This is a genomic window from Parabacteroides goldsteinii (genome assembly GCF_020091425.1).
Classification (GTDB): Bacteria; Bacteroidota; Bacteroidia; order Bacteroidales; family Tannerellaceae; genus Parabacteroides; species Parabacteroides goldsteinii.
Window position 1 is genome coordinate 4,813,550 of sequence record NZ_CP081906.1, and the last position, 24,738, is coordinate 4,838,287.

A 24,738-nucleotide genomic window follows, 5' to 3' on the forward strand; every position below is an offset into this window, starting at 1 on the left:
CTATCACAACCTGACAAAGGTAGTAATTTTTTTGTTTCTCCTTCGATTCCTTACAGAAGGTACTTCTTCTTGTAGAAAAATCCACACAAGTATGGAGAAATTCCACACCTGACGGATGTACTTCTTTTTAATCCGGTTAATCAATAAAAAAATTAACCTGCCCATTTAGAACATGTTACCTGAAAGAATAGTTCAGTTTACCTTTCTGGCACGAATATTGGATTATATATAGCAAAAGATAAATTTAGGTTTTCAATTTTAAGGCAAAAAAGATATGAAAAAGATTGTTTTAATGGCAGTGATTGCCATGTGCGCCGCTTTTACATCACAGAGCCAGGCACAAAATATACTGAGTAATGACAAAACACAGGTAGAAAAACAGGATAAGTTTTATGAAATAGACGTTACGAATATCCCCCAGATACTTCAGGAGGGTGTAAACAATGTCCACCAAGACTGTCTGATAAAATCCGTTTACGTGTCGAATAACAGCACATATGTTAAATACAAGGTTATCCTGGTGACACGCGAAGGAAAAGAAATGAAAGTTTATTTCGATGACAAAGGAGCCGTAATCAAGGAACATAGTTATTTCAAATAAAACATTGATTCCCAAGTCAAACACACATATATTTTACAAGCTTTCACCGATCTGTGATCAGTGCTGATCTGAAAAGATGTAATTTTTTTTTCTTTTTTCGTTAGGGTAATCCGGGAATGGGGTGTTATTAGTATGAAAGGCCCCTGAACGGGAACCTAAGTCAATACGAAAGAATGGAAAAAGAATTACTACATAAATATTTCAGAGGCGAAACTTCCCCCCAGGAAGAGAAACTGATCATGGATTGGGCGGAGGCTTCCGGTGACAATTACCGGGAGTATCTGGAAGAGCGCAAAATCTGGAATGCCCTATTAATACACTATACAAAGCCTACTGAGAACGCGACAGCATTCTCAGTTCAGAATAAATCATTTATTCTTTGGAAAGTAGCGAGTATCGCCGCTTCCGTCGCTCTACTGTTTGCCCTCTCGTGGATCTGGATTATCTCCGGGAATAAAGAAGCCCAGGGATTACAAGCCGTTATGGTTCCCGCCGGCCAGCGTGTAGAGTTGGTGCTGGAAGACGGCACACGGGTCTGGCTCAACTCCAAATCAAAACTGACCTATCCCACTTCATTCGGGAAAAAGAAGCGCGAAGTCATACTGGATGGTGAAGGCTATTTTGAGGTAACGAAAAATGAAAAGGCGCCCTTTATCGTAAAAACACACAAGTATGATATCAAAGTATTAGGAACAACTTTCAATATCTCCGCCTATCAGAATAAACTAAGTGCATTCGAAACCTCCCTGCTGGAAGGTGCAGTCGAAGTTTTCTCATCCAACAATACCGAGCATGTTTCACTCACTCCCCATGAGAAAGTAACAGAAATAAACGGTACGTTGCGAAAAGATACAATCAGTAATATGGAACATCTGCGCTGGAGAGAAGGATTGATCTGCCTGGATGACGAACCATTCGACAGCCTGATGAAAAAATTCTCCGTTTATTATGGCATCGACATCTTCATAAAAAATAACAACGTATCGAAATACCGCTGCACCGGAAAGTTCAGGCAAACCGACGGTATAGAATATGCTTTGAGAGTTCTTCAGAAAGACGTATCATTCAAATATATAAGAGACGATGATTTAAATACAATTACAATCATATAAATATGTTACATCTTAAAATTAATACACCATGAACAGAGACCCATAAGAAAAAAAGCAAAGCCGGAAGATGTCCCCACATCCCCCGGCCGAAAGCTAATCAGAGACAACATCGATTAATTATCTCATTATTAACATTTAAATCCACACAAAGTTATGATAAATTTTCTTTGTCAAACCCTTTTTGTACCTAAAAAGTATAAATCAAACCATTTGGGACGGATTATGAAATTATCAACATTCCTTCTACTGAGTTGCGCATTCACTGGTATTGCAGGAAATGTAAGTTCTCAGAACGCCCGGGTAACTCTGAACGAGAATAACGTGGCAGTTAGTAAAATTTTAAATTCAATCGAATCACAGACCGATTATTTGTTCATTTACAACAAGAATAATGTAAATGTCAGCCGGACGGCTTCTGTTAAAGCGAAAGAAAAGACAGTTGACAAAGTATTGTCGGAACTCTTCAACGGCACAAACATTACCTACGAAATGGAAGGTAAGCACATTGTGCTTTCTATGAAAAAAAATACTTCCGAAATAAATTCGACTGCTCAATCCCAACAGACAGGAAAGACTGTAACCGGAGTTATCAAAGATAAAAGCGGACTGGAAGTTATTGGTGCCAACATTGTCGAAAAAGGGACTACCAACGGAACGATCACCGATGTCAACGGTCAATTTACACTAACTGTACAACCGGGAGCAATCCTTCAAGTTTCTTTTATTGGTTATAACACTAAAGAAATTAAAGTTGGTAACGAATCGACCCTCAACGTAATCCTGGAAGAAGACAGCCAGGCACTCGACGAAGTGGTAGTGGTAGGTTACGGAGCCCAGAAAAAGGTAAACCTGACCGGTGCGATCACAACCGTTAAAATGGAAGATGTCGTAGGTAACCGCCCGGTAGGTAACACGGCACAGGCTTTGGAAGGAGCAATCCCCGGTCTGCAGGTCAGCCGCAACAATGGTAAACCGGGTACAACCATCAATATGAACGTTCGTGGTGCTACCAGTATCAATGACGATACAAACGGTGCCCCGCTGGTATTGGTCGACAACGTACCGATGGATATTGATTTGCTGGACCCGAATGATATTGAAAGCGTTACGACATTGAAAGATGCCGCCGCTTCAGCGATCTACGGAGCTCGTGCAGCCTTCGGTGTAATCCTGATCACAACCAAACAGGGGAAAAAAGATACGCCGATGCGTGTAAGCTATAACAATAACTTCTCTTTCTCCACTCCGGCTGCCCTGCCGAATAAGGTCGACCCTTATACAACGGTTCAAACGTATGCCAATATGGGACTGAAACGTTATTATGGCGGACAGGATACGGAACAATGGCTAGGATATCTGGACGAATATCGCAACGGGCAACACAAGGATGGTTATGTATGGTCCGACGGTGTACGTTACAACCTGGCTCCGACCGATGTGATCGACGATATGATGGATAATTTCGGCTTCCAGCAACAGCATAATGTTTCCGTAACAGGCGGTAGCAGCAAAGCGACTTACCGTGTATCTTTTGGTATGATGGACGAAGACGGTATCCTGGTGACTGACAAGGACTCTTACAAACGTTATAACGCATCTGCATTCGTAAGTATGGATGCCAACAAATGGTTGACTTTACAGGCAGACTTCCGTTATACAGACTCGAAAACATCGACGGCCCAGTCCGGAACTTCCGAACACGGGGAAAATGCGGTCTGGTCATTTGCCAGCAGTATGCCGAGCATGTGCCCGCTGGGTTATGACTATGCCACCGAAGATGATAATGAATTACTGCCTTACGGTACGCCGTCCAACCTGTTGCGACTGGCTTCTCCTAAAATCAACCGGGCAAACAATACCCGTATCCTGGGCCGTGTCATGATCAAACCGCTTGCAGGTCTGGACATCATCGGAGAATACAGTTTCAACCGTAACTGGGGTTCGGAAAAACAGTTCAATGAAATTTATAAATATATTGCACCCGTAACAGGAGAAAAGAAAGATACTTATACGAACTCTAAGTATCAGATGAAACAATTCTTTGAAACGACAAATGCAATCAACATCTTTGCTACCTATTCCAAAGATATCGACGATCATTCTTTCTCAGTCATGGGCGGATATAACCAGGAAAATTGGTATTACGAATCACTGAAAGCGACCCGTGAAGACCCGATCAACCAAGGGTTGCCATCTATCTCACAATCTACCGGAACGATCACTTCCGAAGATTCATTCAAAGAATATGCCCTTAGAAGTTTGTTCTATCGTCTGACTTATTCTTACAAAGGTAAATACCTGGTAGAAGCCAACGGACGTTATGACGGTTCGTCCCGTTTCCCGAAAAACGACCGCTTCGGTTTCTTCCCTTCTTTCTCTGCCGGATGGCGTATTTCGGAAGAATCTTTCATGGAAGATACGAAAGATTGGTTGAACAACATGAAAGTTAGAGCTTCCTGGGGTAGCATCGGTAACCAGAATGTGGATTATTATGCTTATCTGCCGACGATCGATGCGAAAAATGACTATAACTGGATTCTGCCGGGCACAGATAAATATGTAACTACATTAGGTGTTCCGGGACTGGTTAGTTCATCATTTACCTGGGAAACAGTCAATACGCTGGACATTGGTGTCGACCTGAACCTGTTCAACCGCCTGGGTATCGTTTTCGACTGGTACCAACGCGATACGAAAGATATGCTTACTGCAGCCAAACCGCTGCCGGCCGTATTGGGTGCAAATGCTCCGAAAGTAAATGCCGCCGATATGCGCAGCAAAGGTTGGGAATTGGCTGTTACATGGAGCGACAAGATCGGAAAAGACATCCGTTATAATATCGGATTGAACCTGTATGATTCACGTTCGAAGATTACTAAATACAGTAACGATGATAACCTGTTGACTTATACAGATGCTTCAGATAACAATATCGAAAAAATGTATTATCGGGAAGGTATGGAATTTGGTGAAATCTGGGGATATACTACTGATCGTTTCTACACGGAAAACGACTTTGTCGATGGAAAGCTGAAAGATGATATTCCGGTATTCCTGGGTCAAAACAGGGATAACGTAAAGCCCGGAGATATCTTGTACAAAGACTTCGACGGCGACGGAAAGATCAGTAACGGTGACAACTCGGAAAACAACCCGGGCGACCTGCGCAAAATCGGAAACAGCACTCCGCGCTTCCAGTATGGTATCAATGCCGGTATCTCTTATAAAGATTTCGACCTGTCTTTATTCTTCACCGGTGTCGGCAAACGCGATTTATGGATCAGCGATTTGTGGGCTCCTAACGGACAGTTCGTTACTTCCGTATTCGACTACCAGACCGATTACTGGCAGGAAGACAATCTGAATGCTTATTATCCGAGAGTATATGGAGAAGGCGGTAACAACGGTTACAACAACAAACGCCAGACCAAATACCTGAAAGACGGTTCGTATGTACGCTTAAAGAACCTGACTGTCGGCTATAATTTACCGGCCGATCTGTGCAACAAACTGTACATTCAAAAACTGAGAGTATTCTTCAGTGGTGAAAACCTTTTCACATGGCATCATCTGCCGGAAGGTTATTATCCTGACTCATACAGCATGGCACCGGGTAGCAACAAAGTAAACGCTAATATCGAAGGCGACTCGAAAGCTGCAGGATGGTCATATCCGTTGATGAGACAATTTTCTTTTGGTATTAATGTAACATTCTAAAGTAAAGGAGATTCACTATATATGAAAAAGTTATTAATAAGTTTCCTGGCAATAGGCACCACCCTGTTTCAGTCATGTCTGAACAACGACTACCTGGAAAGACTTCCGCTCGATAAGCAGACAGAAGAGACCGTATTTGTGAGTTATGACAATTTTAAAACATACTCCTGGAAATTCTATACCTATCTGACAGCTTATGCCGGACCGACAGCGATCAAAGGAGGACCTAACGAAAAATATATTTTCGATAGTTATTCCGACAATGGTTTTTATGGGAATCCGGGCAGTGAAAATCCCTGGACATGGCCTGAAAAAACAACCGTTCCCAGTACGGCTGACGAATGGAGTAAACCGTACGAACGTATCCGTGCCATCAACATCATGCTGGATAACCTGGACAATTCACAAATGACAGAATCGGAAAAAGCGCATTGGCGCAGTCTCGGGTATTTCTTCAAAGCGAATGAATATTATCGTTTGATCGCTCATTATGGAAGTGCCATCTGGGTAGAAAATGCCTTAAAAGATACCGATACGAAAATTTTGTATGCCAAAAGAACTCCCCGTACGGAACTGGCAGCTAAAATACTGGAAATGCTGGAATATTCCAAAGAGAACATCAATCCGGACGGTGACGGAGAAAATACGATCAACCGTGATGTTGTCTGTGCACTGATCTCCCGTTACGGACTGTTTGAAGGGACCTGGCAGAAATATCACAGCATCTCTGATGGTCTGAAATATCTCCAGGCAAGTTTCGATGCTTCAAAGGAACTGATTAACGCGCATCCTACTGTACACAATCATTACGACGAACTGTTCAACTCCGAAGAATTACAAGGCACGACAGGGATCTTGCTTTACAAAAACTTCCTGTCTGACGGAAAAGGTCACAATATGACCCGTTACGTAAGAACATCTTCCCATTATTCGGAGATCAGCTCGGATGGTATCGCAGCGTATCTTTGCCAGGACGGCAAACCGATCTATACCAGCGACCTGTTCGAAGGAAATAAAGAAACGGGAGACGCCGATGTATATACCGAATTCAGAAACAGGGACTACCGGTTATATTACAATGTATGTCCGCCTTACAAGGTGAACAGCCCGTCAGCAACCAATATGGATATGTCGAAAGTCACTTTCACGGACGATCCGAGAGATAAAGAATATATCGACCTGATGGCTCAGATCTCGAATACAGCCGGTTCGACCAAGACACTTCCTGCTTTACAATGGGCCGGACAGATATTACGTGAGGTTCCCCATTTCCGCGAAAACTCATATAATATGGGACAAGGTTTTATGACCTCTTACGGCGGTTACTATGTATGGAAATATTATAACACAGTTACTCCGGTCAACTCGGCAGGTAGCGTAAACTCCACCGACTTCCCGCTGTTCCGTATGGGTGAAGTGATGGTAAATCACGCAGAAGCAGCCTGGGAACTGGGACAGTTCAACCAGAGCGTTGCCGATGCCACGATCAATGTATTACGCAAACGAGCACATGTCGCAGATATGAAAGTCAGCGAAATCAATGCTTCATTCGACCCGAAAAGGGACCAGAGCGTCGATCCGGTTTTATGGGAGATCCGTCGTGAACGCCGTGTGGAACTGATGTTCGAAGGGTATCGTTTCGACGACCTGCGCCGCTGGAAAAAGGCTGAATACATGAATACACAGCAATTCGGTGTTTACCTGAAAAAATCAGACCTGGAAGACACACGCCATATGGGTGATAACGCCAATCCGTCCAACTTCAAACTAAAACTGGACCGAAACGGAGATGAAGGACGTATCGTATTCTTCAGTAAACCGGTTGGATGGGTAGACCGTCATTACCTGTTCCCGTTGCCTAGCAACGAACTGCTGCTGAATCAGAATCTGGATCAGAATGAAGGTTATCCGCGTTCCAATGCTGAATAAACAATTCCATTACTAATTATAAAAGGCTGTTTTTGAAACCTTCGTTTTGAAACAGCCTTTTAAATTCCCACTTAATTCCATGAAAAGAAATATTTCACTTTACAGTATCTGCCTGTTCGCCGCTGGGAGCAGTGCAATATCCCTTTCAGCCAAAGAGAAAACAAATGTCGTATTCATCCTGGCTGATGACCTCGGTTACGGCGACTTGAGTTGTTACGGACAGGAAAAATTCCAGACACCTAATATAGACGAACTGGCACAGCGGGGCATACGTTTCACCCAATGTTATTCAGGAACGACCGTCAGCGCCCCTTCCCGTTGTAGCCTGGTAACCGGAATGCACACTGGAAATACCTGCATCCGTGGCAATTCCAGTGTAAACCCGGATTATGAAGTAGCCCTTCCTACCGGCACCAACACCATCTTCAAAATATTCAAAGAAGCCGGTTACAAAACCGGAGCTTTCGGGAAATGGGGACTGGGAGAAGTTGGCAGCACCGGTGATCCGAACAAGCAATTCGTCGATACGTTCTTCGGGTATAACAGCCAGCTTCTTGCACACAACTATTATCCTGACCATATGTGGGATAACGATAAACGAATTGATTATCCTGAAAATGCAAACGGAGCCTATGGCACCTATTCCCAGGACGAGATCCACAAACATGCCCTGAAATTCATAGATGATAATAAAGAAGAGCCTTTCTTCCTCTTCATTCCTTATGTCTTACCCCATGCCGAATTATTGGTACCGGAAGACAGTATTATCCAGAAATTCAGAGGAATGTATCCGGAACAGCCTCATCACGGTACCGATTCAGGACCTATGTTCCGTAAAGGTGGCTATTGTTCCCAGGTATATCCGCATGCCACATTCGCAGCAATGGTTTACCGCTACGATGTATATGTAGGCCAGATCGTTGCCAAACTGAAGGAACTGGGGTTATATGATAACACACTCATCATCTTCACCAGCGATAACGGGCCACATCGTGAAGGAGGAGCCGACCCTGAATTCTTTAACAGCAATGGCATCTACCGCGGCATCAAACGGGATTTATATGAAGGAGGCATCCGTGTACCGATGATCGCTGCATGGCCCGGACAAATAGAAGAAGGAACGATCTCCCACCAGCCTTGTGCTTTCTGGGATATGATGCCTACTTTTGCCGAAGTCATCCATACTAAGAAAGCTCCGGAATGCGACGGTATCAGTATCCTGCCTACATTAAAAGGAGAAAAAGGCCAGAAGCAACACGACTACTTCTACTTTGAATTCCACGAAATGAACGGACGCCAGGCCATCATCCGGGGAAACTGGAAACTGATCCTGCTGGATATCCAGAAATCGCCCAAATATGAGTTGTATAATATCGCTGCCGACCCATCGGAAGTACACAACATGATCGATCGCAATCCCGAAAAGGTTGCCGAATTGAAAACATTAATGGAACAAGTCCATACAAAAGATACGAACTGGCCTTTGCTACCGGCTGAATTTTAACTGATAGCTAAATCCAAATACTACAAAAGAGGTTAATCAAAGATATCCCGCCTGATATTTTTGATTAACCTCTTTCTTTTGAAAACAATGAAATAATATTACCCTATCCACAAAAATATCATACATTTGCAGACGAGATAGGAGGAGATTTCTTAAATTTATCCATATTGTTTTAAACAGTTCAAATACTCATTAATGGAAAATCAGTCTGACGAAATACTATGGTCACTTTATCTGAAAGGGGACAAAGAAGCCCTTGAACAGATATACAGACGATACTATCCATTACTTTTGAATTACGGATGCAGACTTTCTGCCAATCAGGATCTGGTGCAAGACTGTATTCAGAATTTGTTTATAAAACTAATGTCTAAATCACGAAACTTATCAGACACACCCTCTGTAAAAGGATATTTACTTAAAGCCTTCCGCAACAATCTGCTGGACAGTCTTGAAAAAGAAGAAAAACACAATGATTTCATCTTCATTGACGAAATACCGGAAGTATATCACACTACAACAGAAGAAGAATCTGCCCTTAAAGAAGATATAAGCAATCTGTCGTTGGCTTATCAGGAACTTTCTGCCAAACAAAAAGAAATATTATATCTTTTTTATATCAAAGGTATCTCTCACAAAGAAATTGCCGACATATTGAATATCAACTATCAATCCAGCAAAAACAGACTATCCCAGTCACTCGTACAATTACGTAAAATATTTTTTCTGAATAAAAAATAACTTTTTTCGGTTTCTTACAAGTACCTTTTCCCAATTTCGCCGTACTTATAATAGAGAGACAACGAAAAAAGGATGAACAAAGCAGAAAACAACATACAGAAAACTTCTTTCAAAAAGGCCGGACAGGCATTGATCGATCATATACAGGAAACCGAAAAGGTTGACCTGCAAAGAATCGAACAATCTCTGGAAGATCTGAAAAACAGCTATCAGATACAACACAAACGGAGAAAACTATGGCTTTACGCTGCTTCTGCTGCCGCATCGTTATTGATTGCAGCCTTATCAATCAACTTTCTATATTCGCCAAACTCCTACGACTGGGATATGCTGGCGACATCTTTATTGAACGATAGCATACCTCATCAAGATAAAGAGATCACCCTGATCACCCAAAACGACCGGATGAAACTCTCCAACGAAGCTTCTCTGGAATACAAAAAAAATGGGACACTACAGGTAAACAAAGAAGATGTTACTAAAGAAAGCCCCGTCCGTCACAAAGAAAAGCTCAACCACATTATCGTCCCGAAAGGAAAAAGGGCCACCATAACCTTTTCAGACGGAACATCTATGTATATCAATTCCGGAAGTCATGTTATTTATCCTTCCGACTTCGATAAAAACAAAAGAGAAATTCTTGTAGAAGGAGAGGTTTACCTGGAAGTAGCCAAGGACCCCAAACGTCCATTCTTCGTTAAGACAAAGGATTTCGATGTAAAAGTTTTGGGCACAACGTTTAATGTCTCCGCCTACAAAGACGACGCTATAGCATCCGTCGTACTGGTAGAAGGTAAAGTGGAAGTGGATAACAACAATCAGAAAACCACGATCAGACCCAATGAGAAAATCGCTATTACCCACGGAGAATCAACAGTCAGCATCGTAGATGTAAATGAATACATTTCATGGAAAGATTATATCATGCTGTTTGCAGAGCATCGCGCCGGAGATGTATTCACACGTTTATCACGCTATTATGGCGTTCATATCGAATGCGAACCATCCATAGCCTCATATCCGGTTTCAGGAAAGCTGGACTTAAAGAGTGGCATAAATAACTCATTAGATATTCTTACAGAGTTACTGGATATTAAATATAAAACCGAGCCGGACGGGAGTATCCGGATCTTTCAATAAATGATTGTTTAACCTAAAATATATTTGCTTATGAAATAAACACACAAAATGAAAAGGGAAATTCCACATCTCCCCCTCAAGAGAGAAAAGTATATGATACTGAAAAAGCCAGACAATACCGTCATATTGCCTGGCTCAGGAAAGTATTAATCTAGTTCGTTACTAAAAAATACACACAAATGTATGAAAAAACAAAAGAGTATCAAATCTAAAAGATTTAATTATCTAAAAAGTATTTGTTTAAGTGGCTGTCTATTATGCATTGCAGCAGAGGCAACAGCCAATTTAACCGAAAATTATTCGGCACAAGTTTATTTAACTGTAAAAATGAACAACAAAACGGTACGGGATGTATTTTCCTATATCGAAAAAAACAGTGAATTCATTTTTATCTACCAAGGTACTAAAATCGACCTGGATAGAAAAGTATCCATAGACCTGAACGATCAACCTGTTCAAACAATTCTTCATGAAATCTTTGCCGGAACAAACGACACCTATTCCATAAAAGGTCGACAGATCATTGTCAAAAAATCACAGACAAAAGAAAATGCAGAGGTTTTGAGTACCAACCAGCAAAAAAAAACCGTTACCGGTTTATTGACTGATGCTGACGGCAATCCGGTTATCGGGGCAACAGTTACTATCAAAGGTACCACCCATGGTGTTACAACAGATATAGATGGTAAATATATACTCAATGACGTCAACGAAGGCGACGTCATTGAGTTCCGATATATCGGATTTAATACGGAAGAAAAAACCTACAAAGGCGAAGCTAACATCAACATTCGCATGATGGAAGCCTCCGTAGGTCTGGAAGACGTTGTCGTAATCGGTTACGGCCAGCAGAAAAAAGAGAGCGTTGTATCTTCATTGAACACGATCGGACCGGCTGAGTTAAATGTAAAACAGCGTAACCTGCGCAACACGTTGGCCGGACAAATTGCCGGTGTAATTGCCGTACAGAGAAGCGGTGAGCCGGGTAACGATGCTGCTGCATTCTATATTCGCGGACAAAGTTCATATGCCGGCGGTACATCTGCTCTAGTATTAGTAGACGGTGTTCCCAGAAGTATGGACGATATCGATGTAGATGAAATCGAAAGTTTCACCGTATTAAAGGATGCTGCTGCTACTGCCGTTTATGGTGCAGAAGGTGCGAATGGTGTTGTATTGATTACTTCCAAACGCGGTAAAGCCCAAAAGACATCTGTCAATTTCAGCGCACAATACAGTATTGTCACTCCGACACGCATGCCTGAGACTTTAAATTCTTATGATTACCTGTCATTATATAATGAAGCATTGTGGAATGACCAAGGCAATCCGAACAAAGAGTATTTTAATCCTCAATATACCGACGAAACACTTGAAAAATACAGAACCGGTATAGACAGGGATTTATATCCTTCTGTAAACTGGTATGATTTGCTTCAGGATCATACACAAAGCCAGAGATATACGGTAAACTTCAGAGGTGGTTCCGAGAAAGTACGTTTTTTTGCTTCCGGAGCTTACTATTCAGAAGATGGTATCTTCGATTCTACTCCCAAAGAGGATTACAATGCCAATATCGGATTGCAACGTTTCAACCTGCGTTCCAACGTAGATATGGACCTGACAAAAACGACTCAACTTTCTATCGATATGAGTGGACAGTATTTGAAGAAAAATCAACCGGGATATACTTCGGATGAAATCTTCAATTATATCAGCCACTTCCCCGTACATGTTATTCCGATGTACTATTCTGACGATACTGCCTCGGATCATGGAGCTCCCGGATGGGGTGTTGAATATCAGCCATACAACATGTTAAACAATAGTGGATACAGTAAAACATGGAGTGCTTTCTTACAAACCAAAGTAACGTTGAAGCAAGACCTAAAATTCATCACAGAAGGATTATCTGTAAAGGGGTCTGTCAGCTTTGATGCCGACTTCTATTCAACCATGAAGAGATCAAAAACTCCGCAAACCTTTTATGCATTAGGCAGAAATGAAGACGGAACCCTCAATAAGAAAACAATCAAAGAAAGTTCCGCTCTGAGCAATCCCGCCATATCCGGTCGTGACGGAACGAAAAAAATCTATTTGGAAGCCTCTTTGAATTATCAACGTTCCTTCAATAAAGTACACGATGTAACCGGTATGGTATTGTATATGCAAAAAGAAACGCAATATCAGAATAAAGATGGTTTGCAACTCTTACCATATCGCAAGCAAAGTGTGGTTGCCCGTGCAACTTACGGATACGATGACCGGTATATGCTGGAAGCTAGTATGGGTATGACCGGTAGTGAAAACTTTGCACAAGGCCATAGATGGGGGATTTTCCCTGCCGTAGGTGCAGCTTGGTTTGTCAGCCATGAAAAGTTCATGAGAGGAGCGGAAGATTATATCAGCAAACTGAAATTGAGAGTTTCTTACGGTATAACCGGAAATGATAATATTGGTGAAGATACACGTTTCCCATACAGAGAAAATATTAATACAGGTCTTAATAGTTACAGTTTCGGACTAACACCAGGAGCCAATGGCGGTAAAGGGAACTCTCCTGGCAATGGGATTGCAGAAGGTAGCTTCGCCATGCCTAACCTGTCATGGGAAATTGAAAAAAAGCTGAATACAGGTATTGATTTGGGATTATTCAGAGGTCGTGTCGATTTCAGTGCCGATTATTTCTATAACCGTCGTAGCGATATCTTATTGCAAAGAGAAACCGTTTCAAACGTTTCCGGTCTCCGGGTAAAGCCATACCAGAATTTCGGTATTGTTAGAAATCAGGGAGTCGACGCCAATCTTATACTGAAACAGAAAGTAGGAAATGTAGATCTCTCTGCTCGTGGGAACTTGACTTACGCAAAAAATAAGATCCTTGAACGAGACGAAATCCCTCAGAAATACGGTTATCAGACATATACAGGAAACTCCATCGACAAACCATTACTGTATATTGCGGAAGGACTTTATACTCCGGATGATTTCAATATTACAACAAACGAATATGGCGGTCAGACTTATAAATTGAAAGACGGTCTACCCACCCCCGCAGCTAATGTTGCCCCTGGTGATATCAAATATAAAGATTTAAATAATGATGGTGTCATCGACTCTTATGACCGTACTTATGATCATAAATACTATCAACCGACACCGGAAATTGTCTATGGATTCGGAGTAAATGCTGAATGGAAAGGATTCTTCGTTGGTGTCTTCTTCCAAGGAACAGCACATACATCTGCCAATATGTTAGCAAACAATTATGCCCTGCTTCCATTCACACAAGGGGTTGATAACGGCTCGGGCCGGACAGAAATTTCAGACCGTTGGTTAGCAGAGAATCCATACAATCAAGATGTCTTTTTTCCACGTTTGCATACCAGCAACTTCAGCCATAATACGGAGAAGAGCACCTGGTGGTATCGCAATGCAGGATTTCTCCGACTGAAGAACATCGAAATCGGTTATCAATTCAATGACAAAATACTCAAACAACTCCGTATGAAAAATTTGAGAGTTTATTTGCAAGGGAACAATGTGGCAGTTTGGGATAACATCAAATTCTGGGATCCTGAATTAGGTAGTGCGAATTCAGGTGCCAAATATCCTATATGCAGCACATATTCTCTTGGATTAGAAGTCACATTTTAAAAACAACAAATATGAAATTCTTAAATAAAATAACATCAATTGCTTCTGCATGCTTTCTAACTTTAGCCCTCACAGGATGTAGTGATTATCTGGACGTATCGGATGAAGTGGCAGAAAACCTTACATTAGATGAAGTTTTCGATAACCCCAACTACATGCGCCGTTGGCATGGTAATTTGTTCAACAGTATTTCAGAATATTCCAGTATCGGTAAGAATAAAGCCAATGGATTTTCCGGGGTTTGGGTATCCATGTGTGGAGAAACAACACTTAGTGGTGTCGGTATGAGTGAAATGATATCCGGTTTCACTTCTGCTAATGCGCCATTCCAACAACGCTGGAAAGACTTATATCAATATATTCGTGATGCTAATATTTTTCTGGAAAGAGTAAATCCTAAAGGTAACATTAACGACCAATATCAATTAACGGAGGCAGATGTTAAGAGAATGAAGGCTGAAGCAAAATACCTTATCGCTTACAGTTATTTCTCACTCTTCGAACTGTATGGCCCGGTTCCTATCCTGGATGAACTAGCCGATCCGGAAGATAAAGGGCTGGATTATGCCAGAGCATCTGTGGATGAAACCGTTGAATACATCGATAACCTATTAAAAGAAGTCATCGAATCCGGCGACCTGCCTGAATCAATTATCCAGAATCATTCAGCTACCGGAAACGACCGGTACAATCTGAATGAGATTGTCCGTCCAACAGTGACCGCAGCTAAAGCATTAAGAGCCAAGCTCTGGGTATATGCAGCTTCGCCGCTATTCAATGGTGGTTACAAAGAATCACTGGATGTTGCCAATACCGACGGTAAAAAAATATTTGCTTCTTACAATGCCAACAGATGGGTCACCGCTAAAAGCCGCCTGGAAGATCTGTTAAATAATGCGGAACAAAACAAACACACTTTGTTTACCGTATATAATACAGATGGAAGCATTAATCCGGACGAATCGGTCTATCAATTATTCCAGAACTACAATGACGAAATATTGTGGGCTACCGGAGACAACCTTTGGAACGGTTCGACAATGGAACAGAACACCAACCCCAGAGACTGCTACACTGGTTGGGGATATCTTGGAGTATCTCAGGATTTAGTGGATGCCTTCTTCGTTAAAGACGGATTAACAATCGACGATCCGGGTAGCCTGTATAAAGAAGATGGTTTTACCGATGTAGTCAACCCATGTAACGAAAACAAGCGGGTAGATACCAATGTGTTCAATATGTATGCCAACCGCGAACCGCGTTTCTATGCCGGTGTAGGGTATGAAGGTAAAAGCTGGCATATTCAACCGGTGGGAAGACCCGATTACACACTCGGATTTGCCAAAGGGGAAGGCTGCGACAACTCATCTGCCGATAACCCTCGTACCGGTTACCTGCCAACTAAATTCAAAAACCGTCAAATCCTGTTTACCGGGAATTATTTGAAGGCCTGGGCCCGTCCTTCCATTCTTTTCCGTTTAGCTGACTTTTATCTGTACTATGCAGAAGTTTGTAATGAAATAGATCCGAACGATCCCAATATTATCAAATACCTGGATTTGGTAAGACAACGTGCCGGTATTCCCGGATATAAAGAACTGGCCGCTTCCGGTAAAAAGAATATCATCGGCAATCAGGAACTGCAACGAAAAATGATTCAACGCGAACGTACTGTGGAATTATTTATGGAAGGACAGCACTACTTCGATATCCGCCGTTGGATGATTTGCGGAGAAGGTGAAGAGGCAGACCAAAGCGTTCTCCATTCAATGAACATGAATGGATATAAAGATCAGCCGATCGGAGCCAACAATTCTTTCTTTACCCGCATCGTTCTTGAAAACCGTGCCTGGAGACGTGCCATGTACCTTTATCCGATACCACAGGATGAAATACAAAAAAGCCGGCTTCTGATTCAGAATCCTTTATGGTAAAAACTGATTAATTATAAAAACAGATAAGCCTTATACTAGTTATATTATTAGTATAGGGCTTATTCTCTCTTAAATCATATCTCATGAAACAAAAAAAATGCTTTATTCTTATTCTATCAGGGTTATTCTTTTGCTTTGCCAATTGTATACACGGAAATAATCCGGACAAAGGCAACGAAAAAGCAAAGACAATCACCTTCCGCGGCATCTATGCCGACGACCCTGCCGGACAGGAAGGTCTGTACAATCCGGAAAGAGGTTTACGGTTAGAAATAGCAGTCGATATTGCCGGTCGGAAAGATGTCTGGAATCCTAAACAATTCCCTGATATAACCAGTCATTTAGAATCAGAATCCGCTATGTATGCATCAGACAGTATCAGCCTGGTCCAGAGTTATTTTTATCTCACCGGATTTGCTGGAAAGGAACTGTCTGAAGATGCTTTTGCCACAATGGACACCTATTTCAATAAACTAAGGGAATCAGGTAAAAAAGCAGTGTTGCGGTTCGCTTATGAAACCGCCTTTATGGGAAGGGCGGGAACTGGTCCTACCCTGGAAGATGTACTCCGCCATATGGAACAACTGAAGCCATTCCTTGCACAAAACACAGATGTCATCCAAGTTGTTCAAGCCGGATTCATCGGCGCATGGGGCGAATGGCACAGTTCATTCCACGGACTGGAAAAAACAAACGACAGCAAACGTACCATCCTGGAAAAGATAGTCTGGATGACTCCGGAGAACAGAATGGTACAGGTAAGAGTTCCCGAATATAAAAACCTGATCAACAAGGAAGACCAATCATACAACCGAATCTCTTTCCATGATGATTTTATCGTAATAAAACCTCATCAATGGGACGGAGGCATGCACGAAGGGACTCCCTACTTCAACCAGATCGTTGAAGAAAGTCCTTATTTAATTATAGACGGAGAACTCCCCTGGGGCACCTGGAGCATGAACGAAGACCCCGACAACCCGGAAGCCGGATGGGTTATCGACGGCAAAGCGACCGCCAGACAGCTTTTCCTGCAACATTATACCTCGCTCAGTGCCATCCATAATTACAAGGAGAAAGGAACTAAAGATAAATATTCAATGATGTACTGGAAAGAAACGCCTGTGGAAGAAACATTCTTGTCTGAAAACCATATGCCCGTTTCCGACAAATACTTTAAAAATCAGGACGGAAGTCCGGCTACACGAAACGTATTCGATTATATCCGGGATCATCTGGGTTACCGGCTGGAACTGCAACAACTCAAAATAAACGGCAACCCGGCAGCCGGAAAAGAAATCTCACTGGACCTCTCCCTGATTAACAGAGGTTTTTCCACCTTATTCAATGAGCATCCCGTTTATTTTGTACTGATCGATGAACAAAACCGGATCACGGAATTTCTGACGGAGACGAACGTTCACGACTTCCAACCATACCAGCCCAAAGATCCGGAATGTAAACCTTTGCTTCATGCCATCAAAGGACAATTTATTATTCCGGAAAACCTGAAAACAGGAAAATACCGGCTAGGTCTCTGGATTCCTGATGGCTCCGAACGCCTGAAATATAACAACCGCTATGCCATCCGTTGTGCCAACGGAGATACGGAATGGTGGAGTTCGCCCGACAACAAATATGGCATCAACATCTTAACGTCATTAGATATAATACACCACTGATCTATTCGCCGGTCGGATTAGAAACTGCTTTGAATTTATTATTTGATTTATTTATTGTCAAAAGTGAGCTATCTTGTCCCCGTGCTTGACACGGGGCCGCAAGAGAACTGGCGGTATCAAAAAATACATACAGGATACAGTCTGTCCCCTTGCGATCCCGTGTCAAGCACGGGAACGGGATAACTCAATTATTCCTACATTGGAACCAAACAATAAACTCAAAACAATTTCTAGTTTTTTACCTGCCTCTTTTATAATTCAATAACTAAAGAAAAATATTATATTTGCACCTTTCATTCTTAATTCAATTATTGTAGACCATGAATACTAAATCAATTCTTAATTGTTGCCTGCTCGCATTGTGTTTTTGTGCGTGCACCGGACAACATCTTCCCGGTGAAAACAGGAATGTAGCTATCGCAGATTCCTTATTAACCAACATCCTGACAAAGTATAACGTCGAAAAGTACGGCCTTCTTTCCGAGACCTATCCGGTAAACCCGGAAAACCAGGTCACTTACCTTGCCGAAGGGAGCGAACAGAAAAAGAACCAGGAAGTCTCTTTCCTATGGCCTTACTCCGGTATGCTGTCGGGTTGTATCTCCCTCTATGACGTTACCGGAGATAAGAAATATCTGGAAATACTGGAAAAACGTATTATCCCGGGACTGGATCTGTATTGGGATAATACACGTACCCCGCACTGTTATCAAAGCTATCCGAGATTCAATGGTGAAAGCGACCGCTTTTACGATGATAATGACTGGCTGGCCATCGACTTCTGCGATTTGTATGCCCTCACCAAAGACCAGCAATATCTCCTGAAAGCAAAAGTGTTGCACGAATATATATACAGCGGATGGGACGATGCGCTGGGAGGCGGCATCTACTGGTGCGAACAGAAAAAGACCTCTAAAAACACCTGCTCCAATGCCCCGGCAACCGTCTTGTGCATGAAACTGTATAACCTGACGAAAGAACAAAAGTACCTCGACCAGGCCATCGAAACATATAACTGGACAAAGAAGAACCTGTGCGACCCTGCCGATTCGGTATATTGGGACAACATCGGACTCGATCAAACAATCGGTAAAGCCAAATTCACCTACAACAGCGGACAAATGATCCAGGCAGGCGTACTCCTCTACCAGACGACCTCGGACGAGACTTATCTGGCAGACGCAAAGAACACTGCAAAAGGCGCTTACAAGCATTTTTTAGGGAAACGTACAGGGATTAACGGAAAAGATGCTTACTTTTACCCCACAAATCCATGGTTCAATGTCATTTTATTACGCGGTCTCCTTGCTTTGGCGGAGATAGACAACGATTATAAATATGTCAGAACAATGGCGGACAATGCCCATTACGCCTGGGAATATACCCGCGACGAAAACGGATTCCTGGGAAATGACTGGGCAGGGACCGACAACAAAAAGTTCAAGTGGCTACTGGACAATGCCTGTATGATCGAGCTTTTTGCTGAAACAAGTAACATTCAATAAATAAAATATATAAACCCATGACTACACGTAGAAACTTTCTAAAATCCGGAGGTTTGTCTCTGGCAGGTCTGTTGGTCGGGCAAAAATCATTTGCTCATTTGGCAGAATCGGCTACACCGGGCGCACCTCTCGTGTCTAACACATTACAGTATACTTGCCAACGTCCGGCACCGGAAAAACGCCAGTTTACTTCTGCCGCCGTCGAAAAGGCAATCCAGACGACAAAAGCCAAACTGAAAGATCCGAAGCTGGCCTGGATGTTTGAGAACTGTTTTCCAAACACACTCGACACAACCTGTGAGCATAAAATGGTAAACGGCAAGCCTGACACATTCGTCCTTACAGGTGATATCCATGCGATGTGGCTCCGTGACTCATCCGCACAGGTTTTTCCGCATATCATTTTTGCAAATGAAGACCCGAAAGTAAAGACAATGCTGGCAGGTGTTATCAACCGCCAGACCTGGTGTATCAACATCGACCCGTATGCCAACGGTTTCAACGAAGGCCCGACAGGCAGCGAATGGGAAAGTGACCGTACGGAGATGAAACCGGAACTTCACGAACGCAAATGGGAGATCGACTCGCTCTGTTACCCCATCCGCCTGGCTTATCACTTCTGGAAAAAGACCGGCGACACCTCTCCTTTCGATGCCGAGTGGGAGAAAGCAATGAAAACCGTCTATAAAACGTTCATTGAACAACAACGTAAGGATGGACTCGGTCCGTATCGTTTCTCCCGTAAGACAGACCGCCAGGGAGACACCTTGCTGAACGACGGTTACGGTAGTCCGGTAAACCCTGTCGGATTGATCGTCTCCTCTTTCCGCCCGTCTGACGATGCGACTTTGTTCGGTTTCCTGATCCCGTCGAATATGTTTGCCGTCACTTCACTCCGCCAGTTGGCAGAGATGATGCGCGACATCAAAAAGGATAACGACTTTGCCCGCCAGTGCGACTCATTGGCCGACGAAGTAGCTGCCGCCATCGAGAAATACGGTATTGTAGAACACCCCGAATTCGGAAAGGTATATGCTTTCGAGGCAGACGGTTTCTATAACCACGTTTTCATGGACGATGCCAATGTCCCCAGTTTGTTGGCTATGCCCTACCTGGGATGTGTCGATGTAAACGATCCGGTCTACCAGAATACCCGCAAACTGGTTCTGAGTCCGCTGAACCCCTACTTCTATAAAGGCAAGGCAGGCGAAGGTATCGGCGGTCCGCACATCGGTTTCGACTTTATCTGGCCGATGAGTATCATCATGCGATGCAATACGACCAACGACAACGAAGAAATACGCCACTGTGTAAAAATGCTCCGTGATACGGACGGCGACACCGGTTTCATGCACGAATCATTCCACAAAGACGATCCAAAGAAGTTCACCCGCTCCTGGTTCGCCTGGGTTAACACCTTGTTCGGCGAAATGATTTACCGCCTGGTACAGGAAGGTAAAACGGATATATTGAATAATTTGGGATGATTGAGTCAATATAGAAATAATTGAGCTATCAGTTTATAGCGACGGGAGTAACCAATTCCCCTCTTGAGAGGGGAGACAGGTACAACCAGTCACTATAAATAGCTCAATTCTGATAAGAAGTGAACCATCTGTGAATATGACTAGTTGTACCTATTTCTTCTCTTTGAAAGGGGATAAGAGATGTATTAATGCCAGTAAATAAAACAAAACTGATTGCAGACTCTCCCAATAAAAGTTTTTCCGTTTTTTTTCTTCATTCCTTCATCTATAACATATAGAGTTTATAAATCAAAGAACACAAAATGAATACAATGAAGGATCCGATATAATTTGTAATTGAATCGATGTAAACATCTCTATTTCTTCCCTATCACTTCATCATGAACAACCATTGGATACCGGCAAATCCAAAGGTATATCTTATCTCTTTATTAGTGTACAGGTAGAGTGGGACTGATATACTTTTAGATCAAAAGTGCTGTATCCGTTCTTGTCCGTCATTCGTCAAACGCTTGTTCGATATATGTCGGACGCTTATCCGATATTAGTCGAACAAGCGTTTGACAATTGACGGACAAGAAATCGGACATGACTTTTGAACTAAAGAATAATAAGATAAATGCTTACAACATATGACTTACTCTTTTGTTGATATACAGAAAATTTCCTTTATTCATTTATTACATGGAAAATTTGAATTATATAGATGCTACAGGATGATATCCTTCATTATGTTCATCTACAAACCATTAATCATCTGCACAGTAACTCCTATATGAACAAATGAAGGAAAAAAACAGAAAAACTTCAGATGATAAAGATACTGTCTTGAATCAGCCTCTTTATCATTTCCCCATTTGCCTTAGCAGGTATTCTACATTAATAAAATGCCGGGTATATTCCGCATGCATCTTTCTTGCAACTGAACAGCTGGATGCCATCCGGGCAAGAAATTGTAAATGTCTTCCCAGGGAAGTATTCATTTCTAATCGCTGCGTTTTGGGGATACTGTCCTGTACGGAATAAACTCCACAGGCCATTTGTATTTCTAACAATCCTTCATCCCAGGAGTGTTGCGTATACTTACATAAAAATCCGAGATTTCTCTTCAGGTCTTTGCTTAGTATGCTCAATACTTCAAAGTCGGTGCGTTTAGAGGAACATGCGCCCGGATTGATCAGACGGGCCAGTTTGAGGTAAAAATCTTTTAGTTCTTCTTCAGAAAAAGGAGAGGGGTTTCCACTTAACCTTTGCAGGTCTTCACTTTGTTGGGCAGTTAAAAATTCTGTGTCCATACCTATTAATATTAGATGTGAAGGCGAAGATTTTCTGAATATAAGAGCGGTTCCGCCTGTCCCGTTGCATTTCACCCCAAAAGGCAGTAGATACATTAATATTCCACACGGGGGTACGGAACCGCCATATAGAATGATCGTAAGCGGACATAAAAATGCCCGCCACGGGAATTGGCAGGTTTCCCCACCTTTTGGAATGAAATGCACAGCAAATGTACGATAATAATTAAAGGATGCAATAAAAAACACGTCAAAAATCATAGGCAAGTCGAAATAAATAGAGATTCATCAAAAAGGGGAAGAATATTCTCCCGAACTCTCTTCCCCTACCTTGTTAACCATCAATTCAGTTAACTGTATGTACTCTTTAAATATTCAGTATTATTCCAGTGCTTTACCAGGTGCCATCGGCCAATACGGATTCTGATACATTACCGTGGTGTTTATATCTTCCGGATTGGTGGCGGCAAGCTGCATATCCTGCAAACCGATCGGACTAAGGTAAAATGCCTTTCGCCAGGTCAGTCCATCGTAAAGCTGGTTGTTGATACTGGTCCTGCGTAGCGGACGCAAATATTTACTATCTTCTTTCCGCGAAACATTTGCCTCAGTCGTGCCGTCGGCAACTACTGCCGAAACTTCTACACCGTCTACCGTTTTTGTATATTTCAGGTAAGCGGCATCCCAGAAGTTCACACCTTCAATGATATAAGGCTTCGTAAGCAACTGATCCCAGGCACGCCACCGGATCAGGTCGTCCCAACGCATGCCTTCGCCATTAAATTCGCAACGACGTTCGCGACGGATATTATAAAGTGTCGGATCCACCAACTGATCGCCGGAATAAACGGCCAGGTCATTTTCGTTGCCCAGATTGGTTGCACCAATGGTTTTTGAGAAATCCTCATCAACACCGGCACGGCGGCGGATAGCTTTCCAATACCCTTGCGCTTTGCCATCGAGCGAACCGTTTTTCTCATAGCATGCTTCCATATAGTTCAGATAGGCTTCCGTAGCCCTGAAAATAACACAACCGTTACTTCCCAGCAATTCGTCATTCCTGTTCTGGTCGTAATCGTATGTGTAAGCTTTGCGCGGACGGTATCCGGTGATATCCCGGTTTTGTTCGGCATCTGAAATGATACGGAAATTTTCCATGTGCACTACGACACCGGTATCGGCTATTGCAGGGTCTTTCGTATCACTGCGCTGTACGTCTTCTTCTCCCCAGACAAACAGTTGCAGGCGTTCGTCACGGTCTTTTTTCTCCTGCGATACGGTGACGTCTCCGTGATAACCCGAACCGGCAGCATAAATGGGCAGCCCGTTCTTCATCAGGAAAGTATTAACCAGTGCACGGGTCATTCCGGTGCGGTCACCTACCTGCAAACGGATGGGTACACAATGGGAAATGCTCAATCCCTTATTATACTGCTTCCATAGCAACACCTCGTTAATCCCTGACGCATCCGGCGTGCTGAACATTTCGAAATAAGGATTCCAGCCGTATACTTGTCCGTAAACGGGGTTCATCACATGGGAGTTATCCGTCAGCGTGGCCTGATCGGCTACTGCTGACGCAGCATCCATAGCCTGAGTCAGGAAAAAGTCTATTTCGCCGGGTATATCGAACGATTTACCGCTGTTATAGTCCATCTTAGCTCCCGGCCAGTTTGCATCGCCCGGTACACGGCCCGTACCCTGGTGGTATTTTTCGAAAGTAGCTTCAAAGAGGGCTACTCTCGATTTCAGCAGTAGCGCTGTTTGTTTATTGATACGCTGGTTCATTTGAAATCCATGATCTTTAAGACGGGAGATCGCCTCATCGAGGTCTTTCAGGATAAAACGGGCCACTTCATTGCGGGGTGCTCGTTTGCTGTGTTCGACAAGCACGTCGCTCTGGTCGGGCAGTACTTCTTCCACGATCGGGAAATCACCGTATTTCACAAGGGCTACGTAATAACTCAATGCACGGAAAAAATAGGCCTCCCCGATATAATGGCTAAGCAGATCGCTCGCCCCCTGGATCGTTCCGGCCTCTTCTTTAGGAAGCACCTCTTCAAACAGATAATTCCATACACGGACGCGGGATAACAAGCCTTGTGTGGTCTTACCGGCCGACACCTGCCAGTTTCCGGCAAAATAATTAAGGTTGCCTTCGTCCGTCAGCAGGTTATCGGTATTGGCATCATTACGTTGCACGCCGGAATTCCAGGACGTTTGATGATACATCTTGGTTCCGTTGGAATTTTCGAGCTGGGAATCGTAATAGTTAAGCACATAATTACCCACCTGATCCACTGTTGTGAAATAAGATTCCGGGGTTATCTGGCTGATCGGAGCGCGTTCCAGAAAGTCGTTACAGGATGTCATCGCCAATCCGCCCATACCGATCAATGCGCCGACATATATATGTTTTAATTTTAGTCTCATA

14 protein-coding genes are annotated in these 24,738 nt (G+C 43.0%); 12 read left to right on the forward strand and 2 right to left on the reverse strand.

What is annotated here, in order from left to right; all coding sequences use genetic code 11:
* The first annotated feature begins 274 nt into the window (after positions 1-274).
* From K6V26_RS20380 to K6V26_RS20435, 12 genes are all read left to right on the forward strand, one after another.
* On the forward strand, positions 275-601 hold the full coding sequence (locus K6V26_RS20380) for a hypothetical protein (protein WP_224263690.1): 327 nt from the start codon (positions 275-277) through the stop codon (positions 599-601).
* 173 nt (positions 602-774) lie between these two features.
* Positions 775-1,713 (forward strand): FecR family protein, encoded by a 939-nt coding sequence (locus K6V26_RS20385; RefSeq protein WP_224263691.1) that lies wholly within the window; start codon positions 775-777, stop codon positions 1,711-1,713.
* Positions 1,714-1,935: 222 nt separating this feature from the next.
* Positions 1,936-5,430: a TonB-dependent receptor gene (locus K6V26_RS20390; protein WP_224263692.1), complete on the forward strand. Its 3,495-nt coding sequence runs from the start codon at positions 1,936-1,938 to the stop codon at positions 5,428-5,430.
* A gap of 21 nt (positions 5,431-5,451) precedes the next feature.
* Positions 5,452-7,359 (forward strand): RagB/SusD family nutrient uptake outer membrane protein, encoded by a 1,908-nt coding sequence (locus tag K6V26_RS20395; RefSeq protein WP_224263693.1) that lies wholly within the window; start codon positions 5,452-5,454, stop codon positions 7,357-7,359.
* 79 nt (positions 7,360-7,438) lie between these two features.
* On the forward strand, positions 7,439-8,863 hold the full coding sequence (locus tag K6V26_RS20400; RefSeq protein WP_224263694.1) for an arylsulfatase: 1,425 nt from the start codon (positions 7,439-7,441) through the stop codon (positions 8,861-8,863).
* Positions 8,864-9,058: 195 nt separating this feature from the next.
* Positions 9,059-9,604: an RNA polymerase sigma factor gene (locus K6V26_RS20405; RefSeq protein WP_224263695.1), complete on the forward strand. Its 546-nt coding sequence runs from the start codon at positions 9,059-9,061 to the stop codon at positions 9,602-9,604.
* A gap of 72 nt (positions 9,605-9,676) precedes the next feature.
* Positions 9,677-10,744 (forward strand): FecR family protein, encoded by a 1,068-nt coding sequence (locus tag K6V26_RS20410; protein WP_224263696.1) that lies wholly within the window; start codon positions 9,677-9,679, stop codon positions 10,742-10,744.
* A gap of 183 nt (positions 10,745-10,927) precedes the next feature.
* Complete coding sequence (locus K6V26_RS20415; protein ID WP_224263697.1) at positions 10,928-14,401, forward strand: TonB-dependent receptor; 3,474 nt, start codon at positions 10,928-10,930, stop codon at positions 14,399-14,401.
* Between the two features lie 11 nt (positions 14,402-14,412).
* Positions 14,413-16,335, forward strand: coding sequence for a RagB/SusD family nutrient uptake outer membrane protein (locus K6V26_RS20420; RefSeq protein WP_224263698.1), 1,923 nt, complete (start codon positions 14,413-14,415; stop codon positions 16,333-16,335).
* 83 nt (positions 16,336-16,418) lie between these two features.
* Positions 16,419-18,017 carry a DUF4832 domain-containing protein gene (locus K6V26_RS20425; protein ID WP_224263699.1) on the forward strand — a complete coding sequence of 533 codons (1,599 nt, stop codon included), beginning with the start codon at positions 16,419-16,421 and terminating at the stop codon, positions 18,015-18,017.
* Between the two features lie 320 nt (positions 18,018-18,337).
* Positions 18,338-19,522 carry a glycoside hydrolase family 76 protein gene (locus K6V26_RS20430; protein ID WP_224263700.1) on the forward strand — a complete coding sequence of 395 codons (1,185 nt, stop codon included), beginning with the start codon at positions 18,338-18,340 and terminating at the stop codon, positions 19,520-19,522.
* Between the two features lie 17 nt (positions 19,523-19,539).
* Positions 19,540-21,009, forward strand: a complete 1,470-nt coding sequence (locus K6V26_RS20435; RefSeq protein WP_224263701.1) for a glycoside hydrolase family 125 protein — start codon at positions 19,540-19,542, stop codon at positions 21,007-21,009.
* An 845-nt stretch (positions 21,010-21,854) separates the two neighbouring features.
* Here K6V26_RS20435 and K6V26_RS20440 read toward each other — a convergent pair.
* Both K6V26_RS20440 and K6V26_RS20445 read right to left on the reverse strand, forming a co-directional pair.
* The gene (locus tag K6V26_RS20440) at positions 21,855-22,304 is read right to left on the reverse strand and encodes a hypothetical protein (protein WP_224263702.1); all 450 of its coding nucleotides are present in this window, start codon (positions 22,302-22,304) and stop codon (positions 21,855-21,857) included.
* Positions 22,305-22,685: 381 nt separating this feature from the next.
* Positions 22,686-24,737 (reverse strand): RagB/SusD family nutrient uptake outer membrane protein, encoded by a 2,052-nt coding sequence (locus tag K6V26_RS20445; RefSeq protein ID WP_195586141.1) that lies wholly within the window; start codon positions 24,735-24,737, stop codon positions 22,686-22,688.
* Position 24,738 lies beyond the last annotated feature (1 nt).